Origin of the sequence: Achromobacter sp. ACM03 (genome assembly GCF_014851665.1) — a bacterium.
Taxonomy (GTDB): domain Bacteria; phylum Pseudomonadota; class Gammaproteobacteria; order Burkholderiales; family Burkholderiaceae_B; genus Achromobacter; species Achromobacter aegrifaciens.
The window spans coordinates 1,001,792-1,019,984 of record NZ_JACVAD010000002.1 but is presented as its reverse complement, the minus strand read 5'-3'; the positions used below and the strand labels follow the sequence as shown (position 1 = coordinate 1,019,984).

Annotated in this window: 19 protein-coding genes; 9 read left to right on the top strand and 10 right to left on the bottom strand. The window is 65.7% G+C overall.

From position 1 onward, the window contains the following. Nucleotides 1-107: 107 nt before the first annotated feature. The gene (locus IB257_RS12865) at nt 108-962 is read right to left on the bottom strand and encodes a fumarylacetoacetate hydrolase family protein (protein WP_054451848.1); all 855 of its coding nucleotides are present in this window, start codon (nt 960-962) and stop codon (nt 108-110) included. Between the two features lie 114 nt (nt 963-1,076). On the opposite strand from IB257_RS12865, the gene IB257_RS12860 reads away from it, so the two are divergent. From IB257_RS12860 to IB257_RS12850, 3 genes are all read left to right on the top strand, one after another. After that, the gene (locus IB257_RS12860; RefSeq protein WP_054451849.1) at nt 1,077-1,784 is read left to right on the top strand and encodes a GntR family transcriptional regulator; all 708 of its coding nucleotides are present in this window, start codon (nt 1,077-1,079) and stop codon (nt 1,782-1,784) included. A 129-nt stretch (nt 1,785-1,913) separates the two neighbouring features. Continuing rightward, on the top strand, nt 1,914-2,537 hold the full coding sequence (locus IB257_RS12855; RefSeq protein ID WP_119451884.1) for an NAD(P)H-dependent oxidoreductase: 624 nt from the start codon (nt 1,914-1,916) through the stop codon (nt 2,535-2,537). Beyond that, nucleotides 2,534-3,145, top strand: coding sequence for a TetR/AcrR family transcriptional regulator (locus tag IB257_RS12850; protein WP_192492385.1), 612 nt, complete (start codon nt 2,534-2,536; stop codon nt 3,143-3,145). Before IB257_RS12855 ends, IB257_RS12850 begins: the two co-directional genes overlap by 4 nt. A gap of 1 nt (nt 3,146) precedes the next feature. Here IB257_RS12850 and IB257_RS12845 read toward each other — a convergent pair whose 3' ends face one another. The 4 genes from IB257_RS12845 to IB257_RS12830 all read right to left on the bottom strand — a co-directional run bounded on the left by IB257_RS12845 (nt 3,147) and on the right by IB257_RS12830 (nt 6,386). Next, nucleotides 3,147-4,160 (bottom strand): cyclase family protein, encoded by a 1,014-nt coding sequence (locus tag IB257_RS12845; RefSeq protein ID WP_175212559.1) that lies wholly within the window; start codon nt 4,158-4,160, stop codon nt 3,147-3,149. An 85-nt stretch (nt 4,161-4,245) separates the two neighbouring features. Next, complete coding sequence (locus IB257_RS12840) at nt 4,246-4,926, bottom strand: DsbA family protein (RefSeq protein WP_225588896.1); 681 nt, start codon at nt 4,924-4,926, stop codon at nt 4,246-4,248. Between the two features lie 80 nt (nt 4,927-5,006). Beyond that, complete coding sequence (locus IB257_RS12835; RefSeq protein WP_192492384.1) at nt 5,007-5,915, bottom strand: LysR family transcriptional regulator; 909 nt, start codon at nt 5,913-5,915, stop codon at nt 5,007-5,009. A gap of 6 nt (nt 5,916-5,921) precedes the next feature. Then, complete coding sequence (locus IB257_RS12830) at nt 5,922-6,386, bottom strand: MarR family winged helix-turn-helix transcriptional regulator (RefSeq protein WP_054451854.1); 465 nt, start codon at nt 6,384-6,386, stop codon at nt 5,922-5,924. Nucleotides 6,387-6,575: 189 nt separating this feature from the next. Here IB257_RS12830 and IB257_RS12825 point away from each other — a divergent pair, with 189 nt between their 5' ends. From IB257_RS12825 to IB257_RS12820, 3 genes are read left to right on the top strand one after another with little or no spacing between them, the layout of a single operon-like run. Continuing rightward, the gene (locus IB257_RS12825; RefSeq protein WP_175212561.1) at nt 6,576-7,028 is read left to right on the top strand and encodes an Ohr family peroxiredoxin; all 453 of its coding nucleotides are present in this window, start codon (nt 6,576-6,578) and stop codon (nt 7,026-7,028) included. Between the two features lie 12 nt (nt 7,029-7,040). Continuing rightward, complete coding sequence (locus tag IB257_RS31715) at nt 7,041-7,172, top strand: hypothetical protein (protein WP_255423697.1); 132 nt, start codon at nt 7,041-7,043, stop codon at nt 7,170-7,172. A 39-nt stretch (nt 7,173-7,211) separates the two neighbouring features. Next, on the top strand, nt 7,212-8,924 hold the full coding sequence (locus IB257_RS12820; protein ID WP_192492383.1) for a cytochrome c biogenesis protein CcdA: 1,713 nt from the start codon (nt 7,212-7,214) through the stop codon (nt 8,922-8,924). On the opposite strand, the gene IB257_RS12815 is transcribed toward IB257_RS12820, so the two are convergent. Continuing rightward, nucleotides 8,911-9,831, bottom strand: a complete 921-nt coding sequence (locus IB257_RS12815) for a LysR family transcriptional regulator (RefSeq protein WP_175180652.1) — start codon at nt 9,829-9,831, stop codon at nt 8,911-8,913. The two genes, IB257_RS12820 and IB257_RS12815, sit on opposite strands and share 14 nt — an antisense overlap. 92 nt (nt 9,832-9,923) lie before the next feature. Further along, on the bottom strand, nt 9,924-10,673 hold the full coding sequence (locus IB257_RS12810) for an SDR family oxidoreductase (RefSeq protein ID WP_054451858.1): 750 nt from the start codon (nt 10,671-10,673) through the stop codon (nt 9,924-9,926). Nucleotides 10,674-10,852: 179 nt separating this feature from the next. On the opposite strand from IB257_RS12810, the gene IB257_RS12805 reads away from it, so the two are divergent. Continuing rightward, nucleotides 10,853-12,460, top strand: a complete 1,608-nt coding sequence (locus tag IB257_RS12805) for a winged helix-turn-helix domain-containing tetratricopeptide repeat protein (RefSeq protein WP_054451859.1) — start codon at nt 10,853-10,855, stop codon at nt 12,458-12,460. A 24-nt stretch (nt 12,461-12,484) separates the two neighbouring features. Here IB257_RS12805 and IB257_RS12800 read toward each other — a convergent pair whose 3' ends face one another. From IB257_RS12800 to IB257_RS12790, 3 genes are read right to left on the bottom strand one after another with little or no spacing between them, the layout of a single operon-like run. Next, entirely contained in the window at nt 12,485-13,519 is a 1,035-nt protein-coding gene (locus tag IB257_RS12800) for an HlyD family secretion protein (protein WP_054451860.1), read from the bottom strand. 6 nt (nt 13,520-13,525) lie between these two features. Next, a complete protein-coding gene (locus IB257_RS12795; RefSeq protein WP_225588895.1) occupies nt 13,526-15,088 on the bottom strand; it encodes an MFS transporter in 1,563 nt (520 codons plus the stop codon). Beyond that, nucleotides 15,085-16,545 (bottom strand): efflux transporter outer membrane subunit, encoded by a 1,461-nt coding sequence (locus IB257_RS12790; RefSeq protein ID WP_175212564.1) that lies wholly within the window; start codon nt 16,543-16,545, stop codon nt 15,085-15,087. Before IB257_RS12790 ends, IB257_RS12795 begins: the two co-directional genes overlap by 4 nt. 368 nt (nt 16,546-16,913) lie before the next feature. Between IB257_RS12790 and IB257_RS12785 the strand changes: the two genes are divergently transcribed. Next, a complete protein-coding gene (locus tag IB257_RS12785) occupies nt 16,914-17,435 on the top strand; it encodes a spore coat U domain-containing protein (protein ID WP_054451863.1) in 522 nt (173 codons plus the stop codon). Between the two features lie 12 nt (nt 17,436-17,447). Then, nucleotides 17,448-18,176, top strand: a complete 729-nt coding sequence (locus IB257_RS12780) for a molecular chaperone (RefSeq protein ID WP_192492382.1) — start codon at nt 17,448-17,450, stop codon at nt 18,174-18,176. Nucleotides 18,177-18,193 lie beyond the last annotated feature (17 nt).

Below are 18,193 nucleotides of genomic sequence, written 5' to 3'. Positions count from 1 at the left end.
TCACAAAAGCAGTTGCGATTCGCATGTCTGGAGTTCCAAGAGTAGATCGTGGCCGTGCGCCCCGGCGCGCGGATGGCGCCGGGGCCGCTGGATGCGTGGTGAGAAACCTAGGCGGACGGCGCCTCGTCGCGGATGCGGTTGCGCAGCGTACCGATGCGCTCGATGTCTACCTCTACCGTGTCGCCGTCCTTCATGTAGAGCTTGGGCGTGCGCCCGAAGCCCACGCCGGCGGGGGTGCCGGAGAAAATGATGTCGCCGGCCTGCAAGGTGATGGCCTCGCTGACGGTCGAGATCACGGTGGCCACGTCGAACAGCATGTCGCTGGTGTTGGACGATTGCATGGTTTCGCCATTGAGGCGGGTCTCGATCCGCAACCCGCTACCGCCCGCCGGCAGTTCGTCAGCCGTGACCACGTATGGCCCCCAGGTGCCCGTGCCGTCGAAGTTCTTGCCCACGGTCCACTGCGGCGACTTGAACTGGTATTCGCGCACCGAGATTTCGTTGCCCACGGCGTAGCCGAACACGTGGTCCAGCGCCTGTTCCTTGGCGATCCGGCGTCCGCCCTTGCCCAGCACCACGACCATTTCGCCCTCGTAGTCCAGCGTATCGCTGATGGCCGGACGCTCCACCACCGCGTCATGCGCGCCCAGGCTGGTCGACACGCGCAGGAACAGCGTCGGGTAATCGGGCTGGTCGTACGGGCTTTCCTTGGTGTGGTCGGCATAGTTCAGGCCGACGCACAGGATCTTGGGAGGTTCGATCGACGGCGACAGAAAGGTCGCGGCAGCCGGATCGATGAACTGCGTGGCCGCGGCTGCCATGCGCTCCAGATCGGCCAGCGTCTTGCCCTGGCGCAGCAGCGTACCCAGATCGACGCCTGGAGCGGACAGCAGCGCCAGGCGGCCCTGCACGAGTGCGGCGGCGCGAGGCGCGCCGTCGATTTGTAGGGTGGCCAGTTTCACGTGATCTCCTGATGGATGAGGGTTGAACGAAGAATATGTAATTCATAAAAATATATATATTCTGGTTTTCCCTGGATAACTTGAGCTTCATAGATAAAAACCTTATCGTTTCGCATGACCTCCGTTTCCACACCTTTCCGGACTGCGGCATCGGCCCTGGCCAATGACATCCGCGCAGACATCATCACGGGCAGCCTGCCCCCGGGGGCACGCCTGCGCATCAAGGATCTCTGCGAACGCTACGACAGCGGCGCGATCCCGCTGCGTGAGGCGCTTTCGCGCCTGGCCACCAGCGGATTCGTGGTCGCGGAAGACCAGCGCGGCTTCCGCGTGGCGGACGTGTCGGCGGAAGAACTGCTGGACATCACCGAAACCCGGATCCACATCGAATGCGAAGCGCTGCGCCGCGCTATCGCGCTCGGCAGTCTGGACTGGGAAGAGCGGCTGGCCGGCGCGCACTACCGTCTGAGCCGCCTGCCCCTGCACGCTACGGACGGCTCCGGCTTGTCGGCTGAATGGGAACAAGCGCATTCCGCTTTCCATTCGGCGCTGATCAGCGGCAGCGATTCAAAGTCGCTCATCGCCATCGCCGAGCTGCTGCGCGACCAGACCGCGCGCTACCGCTACCTGTCGGTGCAGCTGAATTCCGGGACCAAAGCCGCCTCCGGCTCGAAAAAGGGCAAGGAACGCAACGTCGCCGACGAACACCGCAAGCTGCTGGAAGCCGCGCTTGCCCGCGACGCCGATACCGCCGCCAAGTTGCTGGCCCAGCACCTGCGCCAGACCACGCAGCTGGTGCTGGCCCAAATCCCCAGCCATTAGAAAGCTCCCCGCCTTGCGCCGGGCTGTCGGTCTTCCCAGGGAGCCGCCTCGCTACTCACGTCAAAATCACAACCTACCAAAAGTAAGTTACTATCGGTAGGTTAATTATTTTGATGGAGTGTAGACGCCATGCATGCGCTAATCGTTGTTGCACATCCCGATCCCGCGTCGCTGACCCACGCGGTGGCGCGACAGGTCGCTGAAGGAATTTCCGCTGCCGATGCCGGGCATACGTTCGAAGTCGCAGACCTGGCCGCCGAAGGTTTTGACCCTAGGTTCACCCAGCCGGACGTCGCGCTGGCCATGGGCAAGGGGGAGCCCCTGCCGGAAGTCGCCGCGGAACATGCGCGGCTTGAACGCGCCGATGCTCTGGTGCTGGTCTACCCCGTGTACTGGTGGTCCTTCCCGGGCTTGCTCAAGGGCTGGATCGACCGGGTGTTCACCCAAGGCTGGGCCTACGAAGATGCGGACGGCAAGCTGGTCAAGAAGCTGCAACGCCTCAACGTGCATCTGGTCGCTCTGGGCGGCGCCAACCAGCGCACCTATGCGCGGCACGGCTACTTCGGCGCCATGAAGACGCAGATCGACCACGGCATCTTCGGCTACTGCGGCGCCAACGTCGCCACCTCGGAATTGCTGCTGCCCTCCGACGCGGGCTTTCCCGCCGCCCATCTCGACGCCGCCCGGACGATAGGCCAGAAGATTTTCTCCTCGCGTGCTGTAATCCACGAGGAGGAAGTCCAACAATCATGACCGCAAAGATGCCAAGCCCCGCCAGAGCCAACCCGCAGCGCCGCCTGTCGCGCGACGAGCGCCAACGCCAGTTGCTGGACGTCGCCTGGAAGCTGATCAGCGACGAAGGCACGGACGCCCTGACCCTGGGACGGCTGGCCACGGAAGCCGGCATCACCAAGCCCGTGGCCTATGACCACTTCGGCACGCGCAACGGGCTGCTGGTGGCGCTGTACCAAGACTTCGACGTCCGCCAGACCGCGCTCATCGACGCCGCGATCGCCGCCAGCAAGCCGGCCTTGAAGGAAAAGGCCCGGGTCATCGCAGCGGGCTACATCGAATGCGTCATGACGCAGGGCCGCGAGATTCCCGGCGTGCTGGCCGCGCTGGGCGGCTCCCCGGAACTGACTGCAGTAAAGCATCAATACCAGCAGGCCTTCATCAAGAAATGCCAATCCATACTTGCGCCTTACGCCGGATCCACGGGAATATCGCCGGCCAGCATGTGGGCGATGCTGGGCGCGGCTGACGGCCTGGCGCACGCGGCCGTGGCTCAGGACATCAGCGTGGATCAGGCGCGCGACGAGTTGATGGATACCATCATGGCGATGGTCAAACGCAGCAAGTGAATCAGCGCAGCGGCATCGCCACCGGACGCAGCGGCGCCGCATCGCCGCCGCGGATCTTCAGCGGCCCGCCGATGAAGGCGAATTCATAGACCTGGTCGCGCGACAACTCGTCCAGCGCCGCCAGCTCGATGATGGGCACGCCCTTCTGCGCCAGCAGATAGGTATGCAACGGCACATAGTCGTCGGACACCTCTGAAGGGAAGGTCTCGAAACTGAGGTTGTCCGCCCCCAGAATCATGGCGCCGCCCTCCTCGACCAGATAACGCGCCGCGTCCAGGCCCATGCCCGGCGGCTTGGCCATGTAGGCCGCCGGATCGTTGTACAGCTTCATGCGGCCAGTGCGGATCAGGACGATGTCGCCTTCGCGCAGCTCGGTCTTCTGGCGCGCCAGCGCAGCTTTCAGGTCCTGCCGGGTAATGCGGTACTGATCGGGAAGCATCTCCACGCCCTTGAGCGCGGCCACGTCGATCAGCACGCCACGCGCCACCAGCGGCGGGAATTTCTCGATGCCCGTGCGCTTCCAGCCGCGGTCGCCCAGATGCTCGTCGGCCCGGAAGCCGTTCCAGATCTTGCCATGGATGCCGAAGTGGTTGAGCGCATCGATATGCGTGCCGGTGTGGCTGTACATCGAGAACGCCGTGCCGGTGTAGCTGCGCATGGCGTTCATGTCGCGGCCCATGCCCATGGGATCGTCGACTTCGGTGCCGCGCGGCGTGTGCGTCATCCAGAACTGGTAGTGCGGATCGCCCGCGTCCTGCCAGCTGGGCATGCCCACGTAGTATTCCGTGGCCAGGTCATAGACCTTGCCGCCAGCCACGCGCGACATTACCGCGGCGCGCGATTCGGGCGTGATCAGGTTGAGGCGGCCGATCTCATCGTCCGGTCCCCAGGGGCTGATGCCCACCTCCTGTCCGGAGGCCGGCGCCCGGGCGGGCGCGCCGTGCGCGAGCGCGTTGAAGCTGAGGGTGGCGCCCAGCGCCAGGCCGAGCAATTTTTGGGTGTAACGGGTAGTCATGATGCACCTTGTGCGTTTGGCTTCCGTCCCGCGGACGGAAAAATGGAAAGAAGGAAGACGTGGGCGACGCGCCGATACCCGGCGATCAGGCCTCGACCGCGGCGGGCATCAGCGCCCGCAGCCTGTCCCGCAGATCGGCCGTGGACATGGTGTGCAGACGGGCCCGGTGCGGCCCGGCTATCAACGTGGGTATGGAGTCGATGGCCAGCCGCGCGGCGGCGGCGCGATCGGCCTGTACGCGTAGCAGGGCTTCGTCGCCCTGCATGAGGGCGGCGAATTCGGCCCGGTCATGGCCCAGCCCTGCTGCGATGTCCAACAGCACGGCGTGATCGCCGACATTACGATGCTCGCTCAGGTGGGCATGCTGAATCGCGTCGAACATGTCCCAATGGCCCGCGTCGCCGGCCAGCAGATGCGCGGCCTGGCAAGCCAGCGCGCCGGCCATCCCGCTGGGGTAATCGAATGATTCGGCGCGCATGCCCTCGACGTCGATGCGGGGTTGGTCCTCATGGCGGGCGCAGGCTTCCCAATGGCCCAGGATCACCTGCTTGGCGCGCGGCATCGAGCCGAACACCTGGCACATCTGTTCAGGCGATTCCTGCAGCACGAAGCTGCGCTGGCGCACGGCAATGCCCAGTTCGGCCGCGACCTGGCGCAGGCGGGGAGACATGACATAGCACCAGCCGCAAACCACGTCATGGAAGAAGTCCACGGTCAGCGGCGCGGCGGGTGCGTAATTGGAGGTCGAAGTCATGATGGCGTCCATCTCGTTTCAATGGACGCCAGCTTAAGGACGGGCCGGCGCGAGAATAAGGGGTCCGCCGGCAGGACTTTATTCGCTGCGCGTCAACAATCGCCGCGCATGGCCGCCGGCAGATGGTCCGCCATGAAATCCACAAAGGCCTTGACCTTGGGCTGCAAGTGGCGGCTGGTCGGATAGACCGCGTAGACATGGCGAGGCGCGGCGGGCTGTTGGGGTAAAACGCGCACCAGCCTGCCGCTGGCGATGGCGGGCGCGGCCAGGAACGACGGCAAGGCGCCTATGCCCAGCCCCTCTTCCAGCAGGTCCCGCAGCATCAGGCTGTTGTTGACCTGCACCAGCGCGGGTCCGGCCAACGGATCCGCCTGCTGGCCTGCATCCTCGTCCGCAACCGCGCCAGGGCTTTCGGCCAAGGTATAGCTGAGGATGTCATGCCCGCGCAGCGCGTCCACGCTTTCCGGAGTGCCGCGGCCGTCGAGGTAGGACGGCGCCGCGCACAGCACCTGCGTCAGCGACGCCAGCCGGCGCGCAATCAGCGAAGAATCGTCCAGTTGCGCGCGCAGCCGTATGGACACGTCAAAGCCCTGTCCCACCGCATCGACCAGCCGGTCTTCCATCGCCAGGTCCAGGCGCAGTTCCGGATATTGGCGCAGAAAGCGCGCCAGCAGCGGCGTCAGCACGCTCAAGGCAAAGGAGACCGGCGCGTTCACGCGCAGCCGCCCCGACACCAGGCGGGACTCGCGCCTGACGGATTTTTCCAGGGCGTCCAGTTCGTCCAGCAGCCGGCAGCATTCGGCGTAATAGGCCGCGCCCGTGTCGGTCAGGCTCATCTTGCGGGTGGTCCGCTGGATGAGCACGGCCCCCAGGTGGGCTTCCAGCGCCCGCAACTGCTTGCTGAGCCCGGCGGACGACATATCCAGCGCCTCGGCCGCCTTGGCCAGGCTGCCCAGTTCGACGATGCGCCGGAAGGCGCGCATGTAGTTGAAGGTGTCCACCTGCGTTCAACCGCCGTCCGGCCGCGCCGCCTCGACCAGGTTGTCGCGCAGCGCGACAACCTGCTCCCTCAACGCCGCGAACTGATCGCCCGTGAGACCGCAAGCATCGCTCAGGTTGATGCTTGCGGTCTTCTCGCGCAAGCGCCGCCCTTCGTCGGTCACGCGCACCCGGACCAGCCGCTCGTCCACCGAGTCGCGCACGCGTTCCAGATAGCCCATGCCTTCGAGCTTCTTGAGTATCGGCGTGAGGGTGTTGGATTCAAGAAAGAGCTTTTCGCCCAGGCTGCCGACCGTCTGATCGTCCTCTTCGAAGAGGGCAATCATCGTCACGTACTGCGTGTAGGTGAGCCCGAGCGCGTCGAGGATGGGGCGGTACACGCGGCCGAACGCCAGGTTGGTCGAATAAACCGCGAAACAGAGGAATTCCGCCAGCTTTCTCTGGGACGGATCGTTTGGGGTCTTGGGCTTCATGTGCACCTCGGTATCTGGTCTGCCTGATGGCGCCACTTTACATCGCATGCGATGCAGTCGTAAACGATTTGATACGAATTTCCTCGCTTCAGCCTCTTGACGCCGGGACTCGCGCTTCTTACCATGCGCTTCAATCGCATTCGATTTAATCGAATCCGATTTAAATTCCAACTGACAAGGAAGTTCCCCATGCCCGCCCGTATCCAGAAAGTCCTTTTGACCGGCAAGACCCATACGACCCTCTCTCGCAACTATGTCTCGCAGGGCGGCGAGGAACGGCTCGATATCCGTCTTTCGACTCCCAACAACCCGGGCCTGGTCCAGGCTTTCGAAGACATCCAGCCGCATCCGACCGCCGAGCAGCTTTTCGCGGGCGCCTGGTCCGCCTGCTACACCAGTGCGCTGGACGTCATTGCCAAACAGATGAAGGTGCAACTGCCGAACGATCGCGCGGTGGACGTGGAAGTGGATCTGGGCATGGCGGGCAGCGCCTACCTGCTCCAAGCCCGCTTCAACGTGTTCCTGCCCGGATTGGGCCAGGCGCTGGCCGAGCAGATTGCCCACGCGGCCGATGAAATCTGCCCGTACTCGAAAGCCACGCGGGGCAACATCGATGTGACCCTCAACGTCCATGCGGCCTGAAGGGGAACCGACATGCGCAAGCTCCTGCTCGTACTCATCCTGTTTGCCGGCGGACTGGCGCATGAGCTGCGCAACCCGCTGAGCTGCCAGACCATCACGGCGCGCAACGACAGCGGCGCGCGCCGGCAAAAGCGCGAGTCCTGACTCTCGCGCCCCTCTCTCCTTGCGTCGCGGTGCCTACCCATGCTGATCATTCTTGTAGCTTTTCTTGGCGGCGTTCTCACCATCGTGAGCCCCTGCATCCTGCCCATCCTGCCCTTCGTGTTCGCACGCGGATCAGGTTCATTCCGGACCCATGCCTTGCCGCTGCTCGCGAGCATGGCCGTCGCGTTCGCGGCGGTCGCCAGCCTGGCGGCGTTCGGCGGCGCCTGGGTCGTGACGCTCAATGAGGGCGCGCGCTACGCCGCGATGGCACTGTTGGCGCTCTTCGGACTTGCGTTGCTGCTGCCCGCCGTGGGCGACTGGATGAGCCGGCCGCTGGTTGCGCTGGGCAATCGCCTGGCAGGAGCGCCTCCCGGCTCGCCGCGCGCGGCCGGGCTGCTTTCCATCGGGCTGGGCCTGGGCACCGGCCTGCTGTGGGCGCCGTGCGCCGGCCCCATCCTGGGACTGCTGCTTACCAGCGCGGCGCTCAACGGCGCGAACATCCAGACTTCCTTGCTGCTGCTGTCATTCGCCTGCGGCGCGGCGGTGGCGCTGGCCGCGGCGCTCTGGCTCGGACGCGGCATGGCCGCGACGTTGCACCGCTTCCTGCCTGCGGCCCAAGGCCTGCGCAGGGTGGCCGGCGCCGCCGTCATGGCCGCGGTTGCCGTGTCCGCGCTCGGATGGAACCCGGCGCTTCTCTCCAGCGCCTCTGCCTCGGGCGCAGCGCGGCTGGAGCAGCAATTGGTCGAACAGCTACGCCCGAACAATCCGGCCAAGACGTTCGCAGCCGCGAACGGTCCGCTGGCATCCCTGCAGGATGCCAACGGCTGGCTGAATTCCGGACCGTTGGGCGCCGCCGATCTCGATGGCAAGATCGTGCTGGTCGACTTCTGGACCTATTCCTGCATCAACTGCCTGCGCACGCTCCCCTATCTGAAGGCCTGGCACGACAAGTACAAGGATGCCGGGTTGGAAGTGATAGGCGTGCACTCGCCCGAATTCGCATTCGAGAAGAGCGCCTCCAATGTGCGCCGGGCGGTCGCGGACCTGGGCATTCAATACCCCGTCGCCCTGGACAACGGGTTCCGGATTTGGCGAGCGTTCCGCAATCAGTCCTGGCCCGCCTTCTATCTGCTCGATGGCCAGGGCCGCGTGCGGTACACGGTCGCGGGCGAGCACGATTACCAGCAGACGGAACGCGTGATCCAGCGCCTGCTTGCGGAAGCGGGCCGGACGCTGCCCGACGCCGATGCCGCCCGGCCCGCGGCGCGCGGCGTGGAAGCGCCGCCGCAGTGGTCGACGCTGCGTTCGGGCGAAAGCTACCTGGGCTATGGCAAGGCCACGAGCTACGCGCCGGGCGGCACGCCGATCAGGCAGCATAAGGACGCGGTCTACCAGCCCGCGGGCGAACTGGGCGCCAACCAATGGACGCTGGCCGGATCATGGCGGCTGGAACCGGAACTTGCGGTGGCCACAGGCGCCAACGGCCGCGTCATCCAGCGCTTTCATGCGCGCGACCTGCACATGGTGCTGGGCCCTGCGGCGGACGGCCGGCCGGTGCGATTCCGCGTCACGCTGGACGGCCGGCCGCCGCTGGCGGATCACGGGGCCGACATCAATGAGCAGGGAGAGGGCGTCATCGAGGGGCACAAGCTTTATCAGCTGGTGCGGCAACAGACGCCGGACCGCGACCGCGTCTTCCAGATCGAGTTCCTGGAGCCCGGCGTTGAAGCCTACGCCTTTACTTTCGGCTGATGGCGATCTGGGGTTGCTTCGGAACGCCCTGCAGCAACCCCTTGAATGTGTCCAGGAACGCCTGGGCGCGCGCGGAGACCACGCGCGTCTGAGAGAGCGCATACAGGGTCGTGGGAGGCAGTTCCCACTCCGGCAACACACGCTCCAGCGTGCGCCGCGCCCCCCTGTGGTCCAGCAGCAGATCACACGGCATCCATGCGATGCCCGCGCCTGCCATCGCCAGCTGCACATTGAGCAAGGCGCTCTCGGTCACCACCGTCGATGAAACCGGAATGCGGCGACTCTCGCCGTTTCGGCGCAGTTCCCAGTCCGTCTCGGTCGCGACCACAAGCAACTCATGGTTGTGCAAATCCGCCGGGTCCCTGGGGCGCCCCGCGGCGTTCAGGTAGGCGCGCGATGCGATCAGGACGCGCCTGAGCTCCAGCACCGGACGCTGGATAAGCAAAGAATCGCGCTGAGGACCGCCCCGGATCGACAATTCAAAAGGCATCGGATTGTGCCCCGTTTCCCCTCCCCCCACCACGATGTCGAGCCTGACCTTCGGATAATCCCGGCGCATCGCCGCGACCAGGATAGGCAGCAACGCAGTGAGACTGGAAGGAATCGAAACGCGCAGCGTTCCTTCGGGTCGGCCGACATACGATTGAATGACCTCGTGCGCATTGAGCGCGGCCTCGACGTGGCCGACGCATTCCTCGAAATAGCGGACACCGGCCGTCGTGGTGGACACCTTGCGCGTCGTGCGTACCAATAGCTGAGCGCCCAGCTGGCTCTCCAGTATCGACAGCCGCCTGGACACCGTGGAAACAGGCATGTCCAGCATCGCAGCGGCGGATGTGAATCCGCCGTGCTTGACCACTTCCACGAAGATGAGAATGTCCTGCAGGGATATTCCGCGATTTTCCATGAGCGTCCTCGGCGGCCCTTGATTCGAACAGCCCGACGCGCTTCCCCAGTTCGATCCCGCCCGCCTTGCGCCGCAGCTCTTTGCAGCTGCTGTCATGCTGCGGGGCGAGTGAGCCAATTCTGGAAGCGCGTCGGTCCGATGTGCGCATGCGCGCCCGCGACCAGCGAACGGTCGTCCAGCTCGCTGCCGTAGTAGCGCGCGTGCACGTCGGCAACAACGGTGCGGGCATCGCCGCGCGCAGCCAGGAACTTGCGGCCCAGCTCGTCAAGTGGAAAGCGGTCCGGCCCTCCCACTTCGACCGTGCCATTGACCGGAGTCGCGACGGCCAGGTCGGCCAGCACCGCCGATACGTCGTCGGCCGCGATGGGCTGGATCAGGGCGGGAGACAGCCGGATCATGCCATTTTGCGCACCCGCGCTCACGATGCCCTCTACGAACTGGAAGAACTGGGTTGCGCGCAGGATGGTGTAGGGAATCTTCGATTCCCGGATCAGCTTTTCCTGGGCCACCTTGGCGCGCATGTAGCCGCTGTCCGGCAATCGCTCAGCGCCGACCACGGATAGCGCCAGGTAATGTTCCACGCCAGCCCGGGTTGCCGCCGCCAACAGATTGCGCCCAGCGGTTTCGAAGAACGCCATCACTGCCTGATCCTCGAACGACGGAGAATTGGACACGTCCAGCACTGCCTGCGCCCCGGCCAGGGCCTCGGCCAATCCCGCGCCGGTCAAGGTGTCCACGCCCGTCCTGGGCGATGCCGCAACGGTTTCATGACCGTTTGCGCGCAGCCGTTGCACCACATTCGACCCGATCAGGCCGGTACCGCCGATAACCACGATTTTCATGTTCCGCTCCTTGCTTGATTGCCGTCCCGTCGCACATCCCGACCGGGTGCTTGCAGTATGCTTAGCACCCGGGCGGAAGGCTTTGCGGCCGCCTTGTTTTTCCCTTGGATTTGGCTTGCGCATTCGTCCAGCCGACTGACCTGAAGCCAGGCGCACAAGAACGGCACAAGGAGTACGGAATGCAATTCTCTTTTGACAACTGCGTGCTGGACCTGGACCGGCGCGAGCTGCTGCGCGCGTCCAGCGCCGTTGCCACGGCGCCCAAGGTTTTCGACGTACTCGCGTACCTGATGGAGCACCGCGACCGCGTCGTCAGCCGCGACGACCTGGTCAACGCCGTGTGGCAAGGCCGGATCGTGTCGGAGTCGACCTTGGCCACCCACATCAACGCGGTGCGCAAGGCTGTGGGCGACGACGGGCAACAACAGCGCGTGATTCGGACCGTCGCCCGCAAGGGCTTTCGCTTCGTCGCGGCAGTGACAAGCGAACAAGCGCCGCAGGCCGCAAGCCTTCCGACGGCTTCCGCCTCCGCGAGCCAGCCGGTAATGCACGCCACGCCTGCTGAAGTTTCCGCTTCCGCGCCGGCGGTTCTCGCCAAGCCCTCCATCGCCGTGCTGCCGTTCGTCAATCTCAGCGGCGACCCGGAACAGGACTATCTGTCGGACGGCGTGATCGAGGACATCATCTCGGCCTTGTCCCAATACCGCTGGCTTTTCGTCGTCGCCAGGAACTCGAGCTTCGCGTACAAGGGGCACGGCGTGGACGCCAAACAGGTGGGCCGCGAACTGGGGGTACGCTATGTGCTGGAAGGCAGCTGGCGCAAGTCGGCAAACCGCGTGCGCACCTCGGCGCAACTGATCGACGCGACCACGGGAATACTGCATTGGGCGGGCCGCTTCGAGGGCGTGCTGGGGGACATCTTCGAACTGCAGGACCAGATCACCGAAAGCGTGGTGGGCGCCATCGCGCCGCAGCTGGAGCGGGCCGAGATCGACCGCGCCCAGCGCAAGCCTACCGGCAACCTGGACGCCTACGACTACTATCTGCGCGGCATGACCAAACTGCACCAGGGCACCCGCGAATCCGTCGACCAGGCGCTGCAACTCTTCCATACCGCTATCGCGACCGATCCGGATTACGCGTCGGCGTATGCAATGGCGGCGTGGTGCCACTGCTGGCGCAGGGTCAACAACTGGATGACGGATGTCGGGAAGGAGACCGCGGAGGGTATACGCCTGGGTCGCAAGGCCGTCGACCTGGGGCCGGACGACGCGGTTGCGCTGACTCGGGGCGGCCACGCGCTGGGCCAGCTGGGCGGGGACACCTCGGGCGCCATCGCGCTGCTCGACAAGGCGCTCAGCCTCAATCCGAATCTGGCCGCGGCGTGGTTCCTGGGTGCGTTCCTCAGGCTTTGGCGGGGAGAAGTCGAGGACGCCGTGGAGTTCTTGAAGCATGCGATGCGGCTCAGTCCCCGTGACCCGGAGCTCTACCGCATGCAGGCAGGCATGGCCACCGCGCATCTCTTCCTGAAGGATTTTGACGCGGCGGCGTCATGGGCGGAGAAGGCCTACCAGAACCTGCCGAGCTTCCAGATGGCGGTCGCGATAGGCGCGGCCAGCCACGCGTTGGCCGGACGGACGACGGACGCGCAACGCGGGCTGCAGAACCTGCGGCAGCTCAATCCCAGCCTGCGTCTGTCCACGCTTGCGGAATGGGTGCCCATCTGCGCGCCGCAGCATCTCGCAACGTTGACGGAAGGCCTGCGCGCGGCGGGCCTGCCGCAATAGCGGCGGCCGTCCCCCTCGATTCCATCAGTCATCGACCAGGATTTCTGGCGTGACCGACATGCCCACCTTCAGATTGGCGGCTGCAGGCTGATCCGCATTGATGCGAATCCGCACCGGCAGCCGCTGGACGATCTTGGTGAAGTTGCCGGTGGCATTGTGCGGCGCGACTGCGGAATAGCTCACGCCGCTGGCGGGCCCCAGGCTTTCCACCGTTCCCGCCAGCACCTCGCCCGCCAGCGCATCGACCTCGATAGCCACCGCCTGGCCCGGCCGCACGCGCGCCAGCTGCGTTTCCCGGAAGTTTGCCGACACATAGACAGCGTCCAGCGGGACTATCGCGAGCAAAGGCTTGCCGACAGTGACGAAGGCGCCGACACGCACCGATTTCTGCCCCACGGTGCCGTCCACGGGCGCGGTGATGCGGGTGTACGACAACTTGAGTTCCTCCGCGGCCTGCACCGCCTGCGCCTGGGCGAAGGCGGCGCGGGCCTTTTCCAGGTCCGCCTGCAGGACATCCACCTGCTGGCGGGCAGCCAGCAGGCTGGCCTGGGCCTTTTCCAGGCTGGCCTGTTGAACGCTGGCCTGCATTTCGGCTTGCTGGCGCGCCTGGACGGTTCCCGAGCCGTCCGTCGCCAGGTTCCGATAGCGCGTCTGGTTGGCACGGGCCAGCTTCAGCGCGGCCTCGTCCACCGCCACCGCCGCCTGCGCCTGGCGGATGGAGGACTCCTGCTGGACCAGCCGGGCTTGCAGGCCGGCGACGCTGGCCTGGGCGCTGGCCGCCTGGGCCCGGGCGGCATTGGCGGCGGCGACGAAATCACGGTCGTCCACGGTGGCGAGCAGTTGCCCCTGCCTGACGGGCTGGTTGTCCTCGACCAGCACCTTGTCGATCCGGCCCGCGACCTGCGGCGCCACCATCGTGAAATCCGCGTGCACGTAGGCGTCGTCGGTGGACTGGGTGGATGCCCGGGATTCGGAACGGTTGAGATACAGGCCGCCGCCGATCAGCAGCATGAGCAGCAGCGCCGTGGTCGTGATCTTTGCTTTCTTCGGTAATGCCATGATGGACTATCCCTGAATGGAAGATGGAACTGTGGAAGGACGCGTGACCGGGCGCAGATCGGGAGGGGGGATGTAGTTCAGCCTCAACACGATGGGAATCAGCAGCAACGCCAGGACGCCCAATACGCGGTAGGCATCGGCGATCGACAGCACCAGCGACTGCTGGCTGACGATGCGCATGAGCTGCCCGGGCTCCAGGCTGTCCGGGACGTAGTTGCCGACCAGCGCCGCCTGGCCCAGCAACATTTCCGCATGGAAGCGGCCGCGCACGGTCAACAGCTGCCCGACCACGGCGGCGCCCAGCACCGAGCCCAGCGCGCGCAGCGTATTGATTGCCCCCGAGACATAAGGCCCTTCGTGCGGTTGCACCACGCTGGTGATCAGGAACAGCATGGACACCACGGCCATGGGCTGCCCCACGGCTTGCAATGCCTGTGCCAGCACGAACTGCTCGCGGTTCCACGTGACCGTCAACTGCGCGCCTGCCAGGCAGGCGAGCGCGATCAGGACCAGCCCCGCCGAAAACACCATCCGCGCATCCACCCATTTCCGATACAGCAGCAACGCCACCGCAAAGCCCAGGACCAACTGCGGCAGCGCCACGATCAGCCCGATGGATGCCATTTGCGCGGGTCTGTAGTCCTGGATCGGCGCCAGATAGCCGGCCGGCAGCAATGAGCCGGACAACAGCACCACCAGCAGGAAAACGAACAGCGTGAAACCCAACACCAGATTCCGGCGACCCAGAACCTGCAGCTTGATGAACGGCATGGGGTGATACCACTCCGTCAGCAGATAGACGACCAAAAGAATCACGCCCGCTGCCAGCGCAAATGTGACCAGGGGCGAGTTGAACCAGTCCAGCCGGACGCCCTGGTCCAGCGCGACGGCGATCAATCCGAAAGCCGGCACGCCGCAAGCCATGCCGAACCAATTGGCCTGACGAAAGCGCCCTGCGTCCACAGGCTCGCGGTGCAGCCCCCAGCCGACCAGCGCCGCGGCGATCACGGCCAGAGGGATGATCTGCCAATACACCCAACGCCAGTCGAACAGCGCGTCGGTCCACAGGCCAGCCAGCCAGATGGAGAGATTGGGGGCAAAAGTGGCGGTCATCGCATACAACGCCAGGCCGTACAGCCTGATGGGCGGCGGCAGGAACTTCAGCGCCGCCATCATCAACAGGGGAATCGTGGTGCCGCTGGCGAGACCCTGCAGGAACCGCAGGGCCAGCAGCAGATGCAGGTCCTGGACAGCAGGCAGGACCAAGGCCAGCGTCGTGCACGTGCCCAGCATCCAGAGTTCGAAGCGGCGCACCGACAGCGTGATGGCGAACCACGCCGCGAACGGCATGGCAATCAGTTCTCCCGCACTGTATGCCGTCGTGAGCCAGGAACCCCCGTCAAAGCCGGCGCCCAGCGCGCCGCGCAAGTCCGCCAGCGCCAATACGCCGACACGGTTGTTCAAGCCAGCCATCATGGCCGCGAGAAAGATGCCCAGAAGTCCGGCCATGGCGCGCATCGAAGGCTTGGGCTGGCCGTGCGCCGCTTGAGCGGATGGCGTAGCGCTCATGGCGTGGCCTGCTCTTGCGAATTCCAGCCGCCGCCCAGCGACTTGTACAGATTGACCACCGTAAGCGTGCCGTCGGTGGCGCTGGCGTTCAGACGGGTCTGGCTGGCAAGCAGGTTGCGCTGCGCGGTGAGCACGGTGAGATAGTCGGACGCCCCCTGTTCATAGCCGCGCTCGGCGGCCCGCAGCGCCTGCAGGTTCTGCTCATACGACACCAGCAGTTCATCGTGTTCGCGTTGCTGCTCGGCCCAGGCATCCAGTGCATTGTCCACCTCATGCCAGGCCTGCAGGACCGTCTGCCTGTAGGCCAGCGCTGCCGCCTTCTGCCGCGCTTCGTTGAGCGCCAGGCGCTGCACCAGCCTGCCGCCCTGGAAAATGGGCAGGTAGACCGTCGGGCCGATCGAGAAAAAGCGGGAGTCCCAGCTGGCCAGGTCGCTGCCGTCGAACGCTTCCACTCCAAGTTGGCCGACCAGGGCGATGCGCGGATAGAAGTCGGCCTTGGCCACTCCTATCGCCGCCGTGGCGGCATGGAGCCGGGCCTCGGCGCGCTGGATGTCGGGCCGCCTGTGCGCCAGCTGCGAAGACACGCCGACTGGCACGCTGGCGGGCAGGGAGGGCAGCGGCATCGTGCCGCGCAACGTTTCGTCCAATGCGCGCGGCCGCTCACCCAGTAGCAGCGCCAACGCATTCAGCAGCGCATTGCGGCGCTTGTTCAGCTCGGGCAACAAGGCCCGCACCGTCGCCAGCTGCGCGCGGGCCGTAGCGGTTTCGAAACGGGTGGCCACGCCATTGCGTTCCCGGCTCTGCGTCAAGCCCAAAACCCGCTCGGCGACCGCCAGGTTCTGCCGGGCGATGTCGAGCTGGGCCTGGGTGCCGCGCAGTTGCAGGTATGCGCGGGCCACCTCGGCCGCCAACGCCACCTTTGCGGCCTCGCGGTCGTACACGGTGGCTTCCAGGGAAGCCTCGGCGCCTTCGCGCAGGCGCCGGGCGCGGCCCCACAGGTCTATCTCCCACCTGGCGTTGAACCCCAGCCGCCAGAAGTCGTCGGGGGTGCTGGACGCGCCCAACGCGACGAACTTGCCGTTTTCGCTGAGCGCTTCGCGCGCATAACTGGCGCCCGCGTCCAAGCTGGGCAAGAGTTCCGACGAGGCGATCCCCAACTGCGCCCGGCTTTGTTCGATGCGCGCGGCGGCCATCTGCAGATCGAGGTTGCCGGCGGCGGCCTGGGCCTGAAGCCGGGCAAGCACGGGATCTTCGAACAGCAGCCACCATTGCACCGGCACCTCGGCGTCGGACAGCCGCGCGTGACCGGCAGGCTCCTGCCTCGGCGCGAGATCCACCTCGGCCAGTCCATCGGCCGGCCGGACGAAGTCGGGCCCGACCGCGCAGCCCGCCAGCATCGCGGCGCACAACGCCGCGCTGGCGCAACGCCATAGCGGCGAACGGATCGGTGTCAACATCACGGCAGTTCCTTGTAGGTGAGCAACGCATTCGTCGGGACAAGCGACGAGGCCAGTATGCTCAGCCCCTTACGGGAACGCTTCGCGTACACCTTGGATTTCCATTGAGTTTGGCTTGGGGATTCGTCCAATCCACCCGTAATCCTGGACAACCGCTGTCGGCCCGAAGTTGTGTCTTTTCATTTCGGTTTTGGCTAGAGAACGGAACAAAGATCCGCTATGTCTCAGCAACGGCCCAAACCGGCTTCAGCTGGCGCCGAAAATTCGCGCCTGGGACAGCAACCGAAGAAGTTAGAAATAATGCGAAATAAATTGCACTGCCCCCTCCGCTAAGGTCGAGCTAGCCATTGACTTGGAGGAGAGCGAGCATGAAGGCCATCGGTTCTGCTGCGATTCTGTCCGCGACTATCGGCTTATCCCTGCCCGCCGCGGCCCCCGCTCAGGTCTACCAGAACGGGACCGCGACGGCGACTTTCAATGTTTCCCTGACGGTGCAGGCAAACTGCACGATTGCGGCCGATCCGCTGGTCTTTCCCTCTACCGGCCTCTTGAGCGCCGCGGTGAATCAGGAAACTACAGTCAGGGTCACCTGCACCAACACCACGCCCTACAACGTAGGCCTGGACGCCGGCACGGCGGCGGGCTCGACGATCGCGAATCGCCTGCTCGTGGGCACCGCGCCAGGCAACACCACCACCAGCGTGGGTTATCAGCTCTACCAGAATGCAGGCCGCACGACGATCTGGGGCAACACGCAAGGCACGGACACGGTGGGCGGCACCGGCACGGGCGCGGCCCAGACGCTGACCGTCTACGGCAGGGTGCCGCCCCAGGCCGCCCCCAAGCCGGATACGTACCAGTCGACGGTCACGGCCACCGTCTACTTCTGACCGCGGATCGACATGACGACGCTTGGGATCGTACGCCAGGCGGCGGGGGCCTGTTTGTTCGGCATGGCGCTGCAAGCGCATGCCGCCAGCCTGCAGATCTCGCCGGTAATCCTGAACCTGGACGGCGCGGAACGCGCCGCCAGCATGACCTTGCGCAACGAAGGCGCCGAACCCATCTATGGCCAGGTCCGCGTGTACGCATGGAGCCAGACCACGACCGAAGACGTGCTGCAGGAGACCTCGGACCTGGTGGCCAGCCCCCCGATGATCCAGATCGCGCCGGGCGGCACGCAAGTCGTGCGCCTCTTGCAGCCCGAGGCCGCCAAGCGGCCCGGCGAAGCGTCGTACCGCCTGATCATCGACGAAATCGCGCCACCCGATCCTTTGCGCGCAACGGGCGTGCAAGTGCGGCTGCGCTATTCGGTGCCTGTGTTCGTGGGCGCGGCCCCGCAAACTCCCGCGCAGCGGCACCTGACCTGGACCCTGGTGCGCAACGGTCCCGACTGGGCCCTGCGCGTCGACAACAGCGGCACGCACCGCGCGCAGCTCAGCGACGTGGCACTGATCTTCAACGGCCAGCGCCGCAGCCTGCGGGATGGCCTGCTCGGCTACGTCCTGGGCGGCAGCGCGCGCCAGTGGCCCCTGCCCTTCCAGCCCGCCATGCACGGGGCGGTCACGGTCAACGCGCGGGTGAACAGCGTTCCCGTCCAGGCCGACGTGCAAGCCGAAACAGGGAAGTGAAACATTGCACGCGCGCC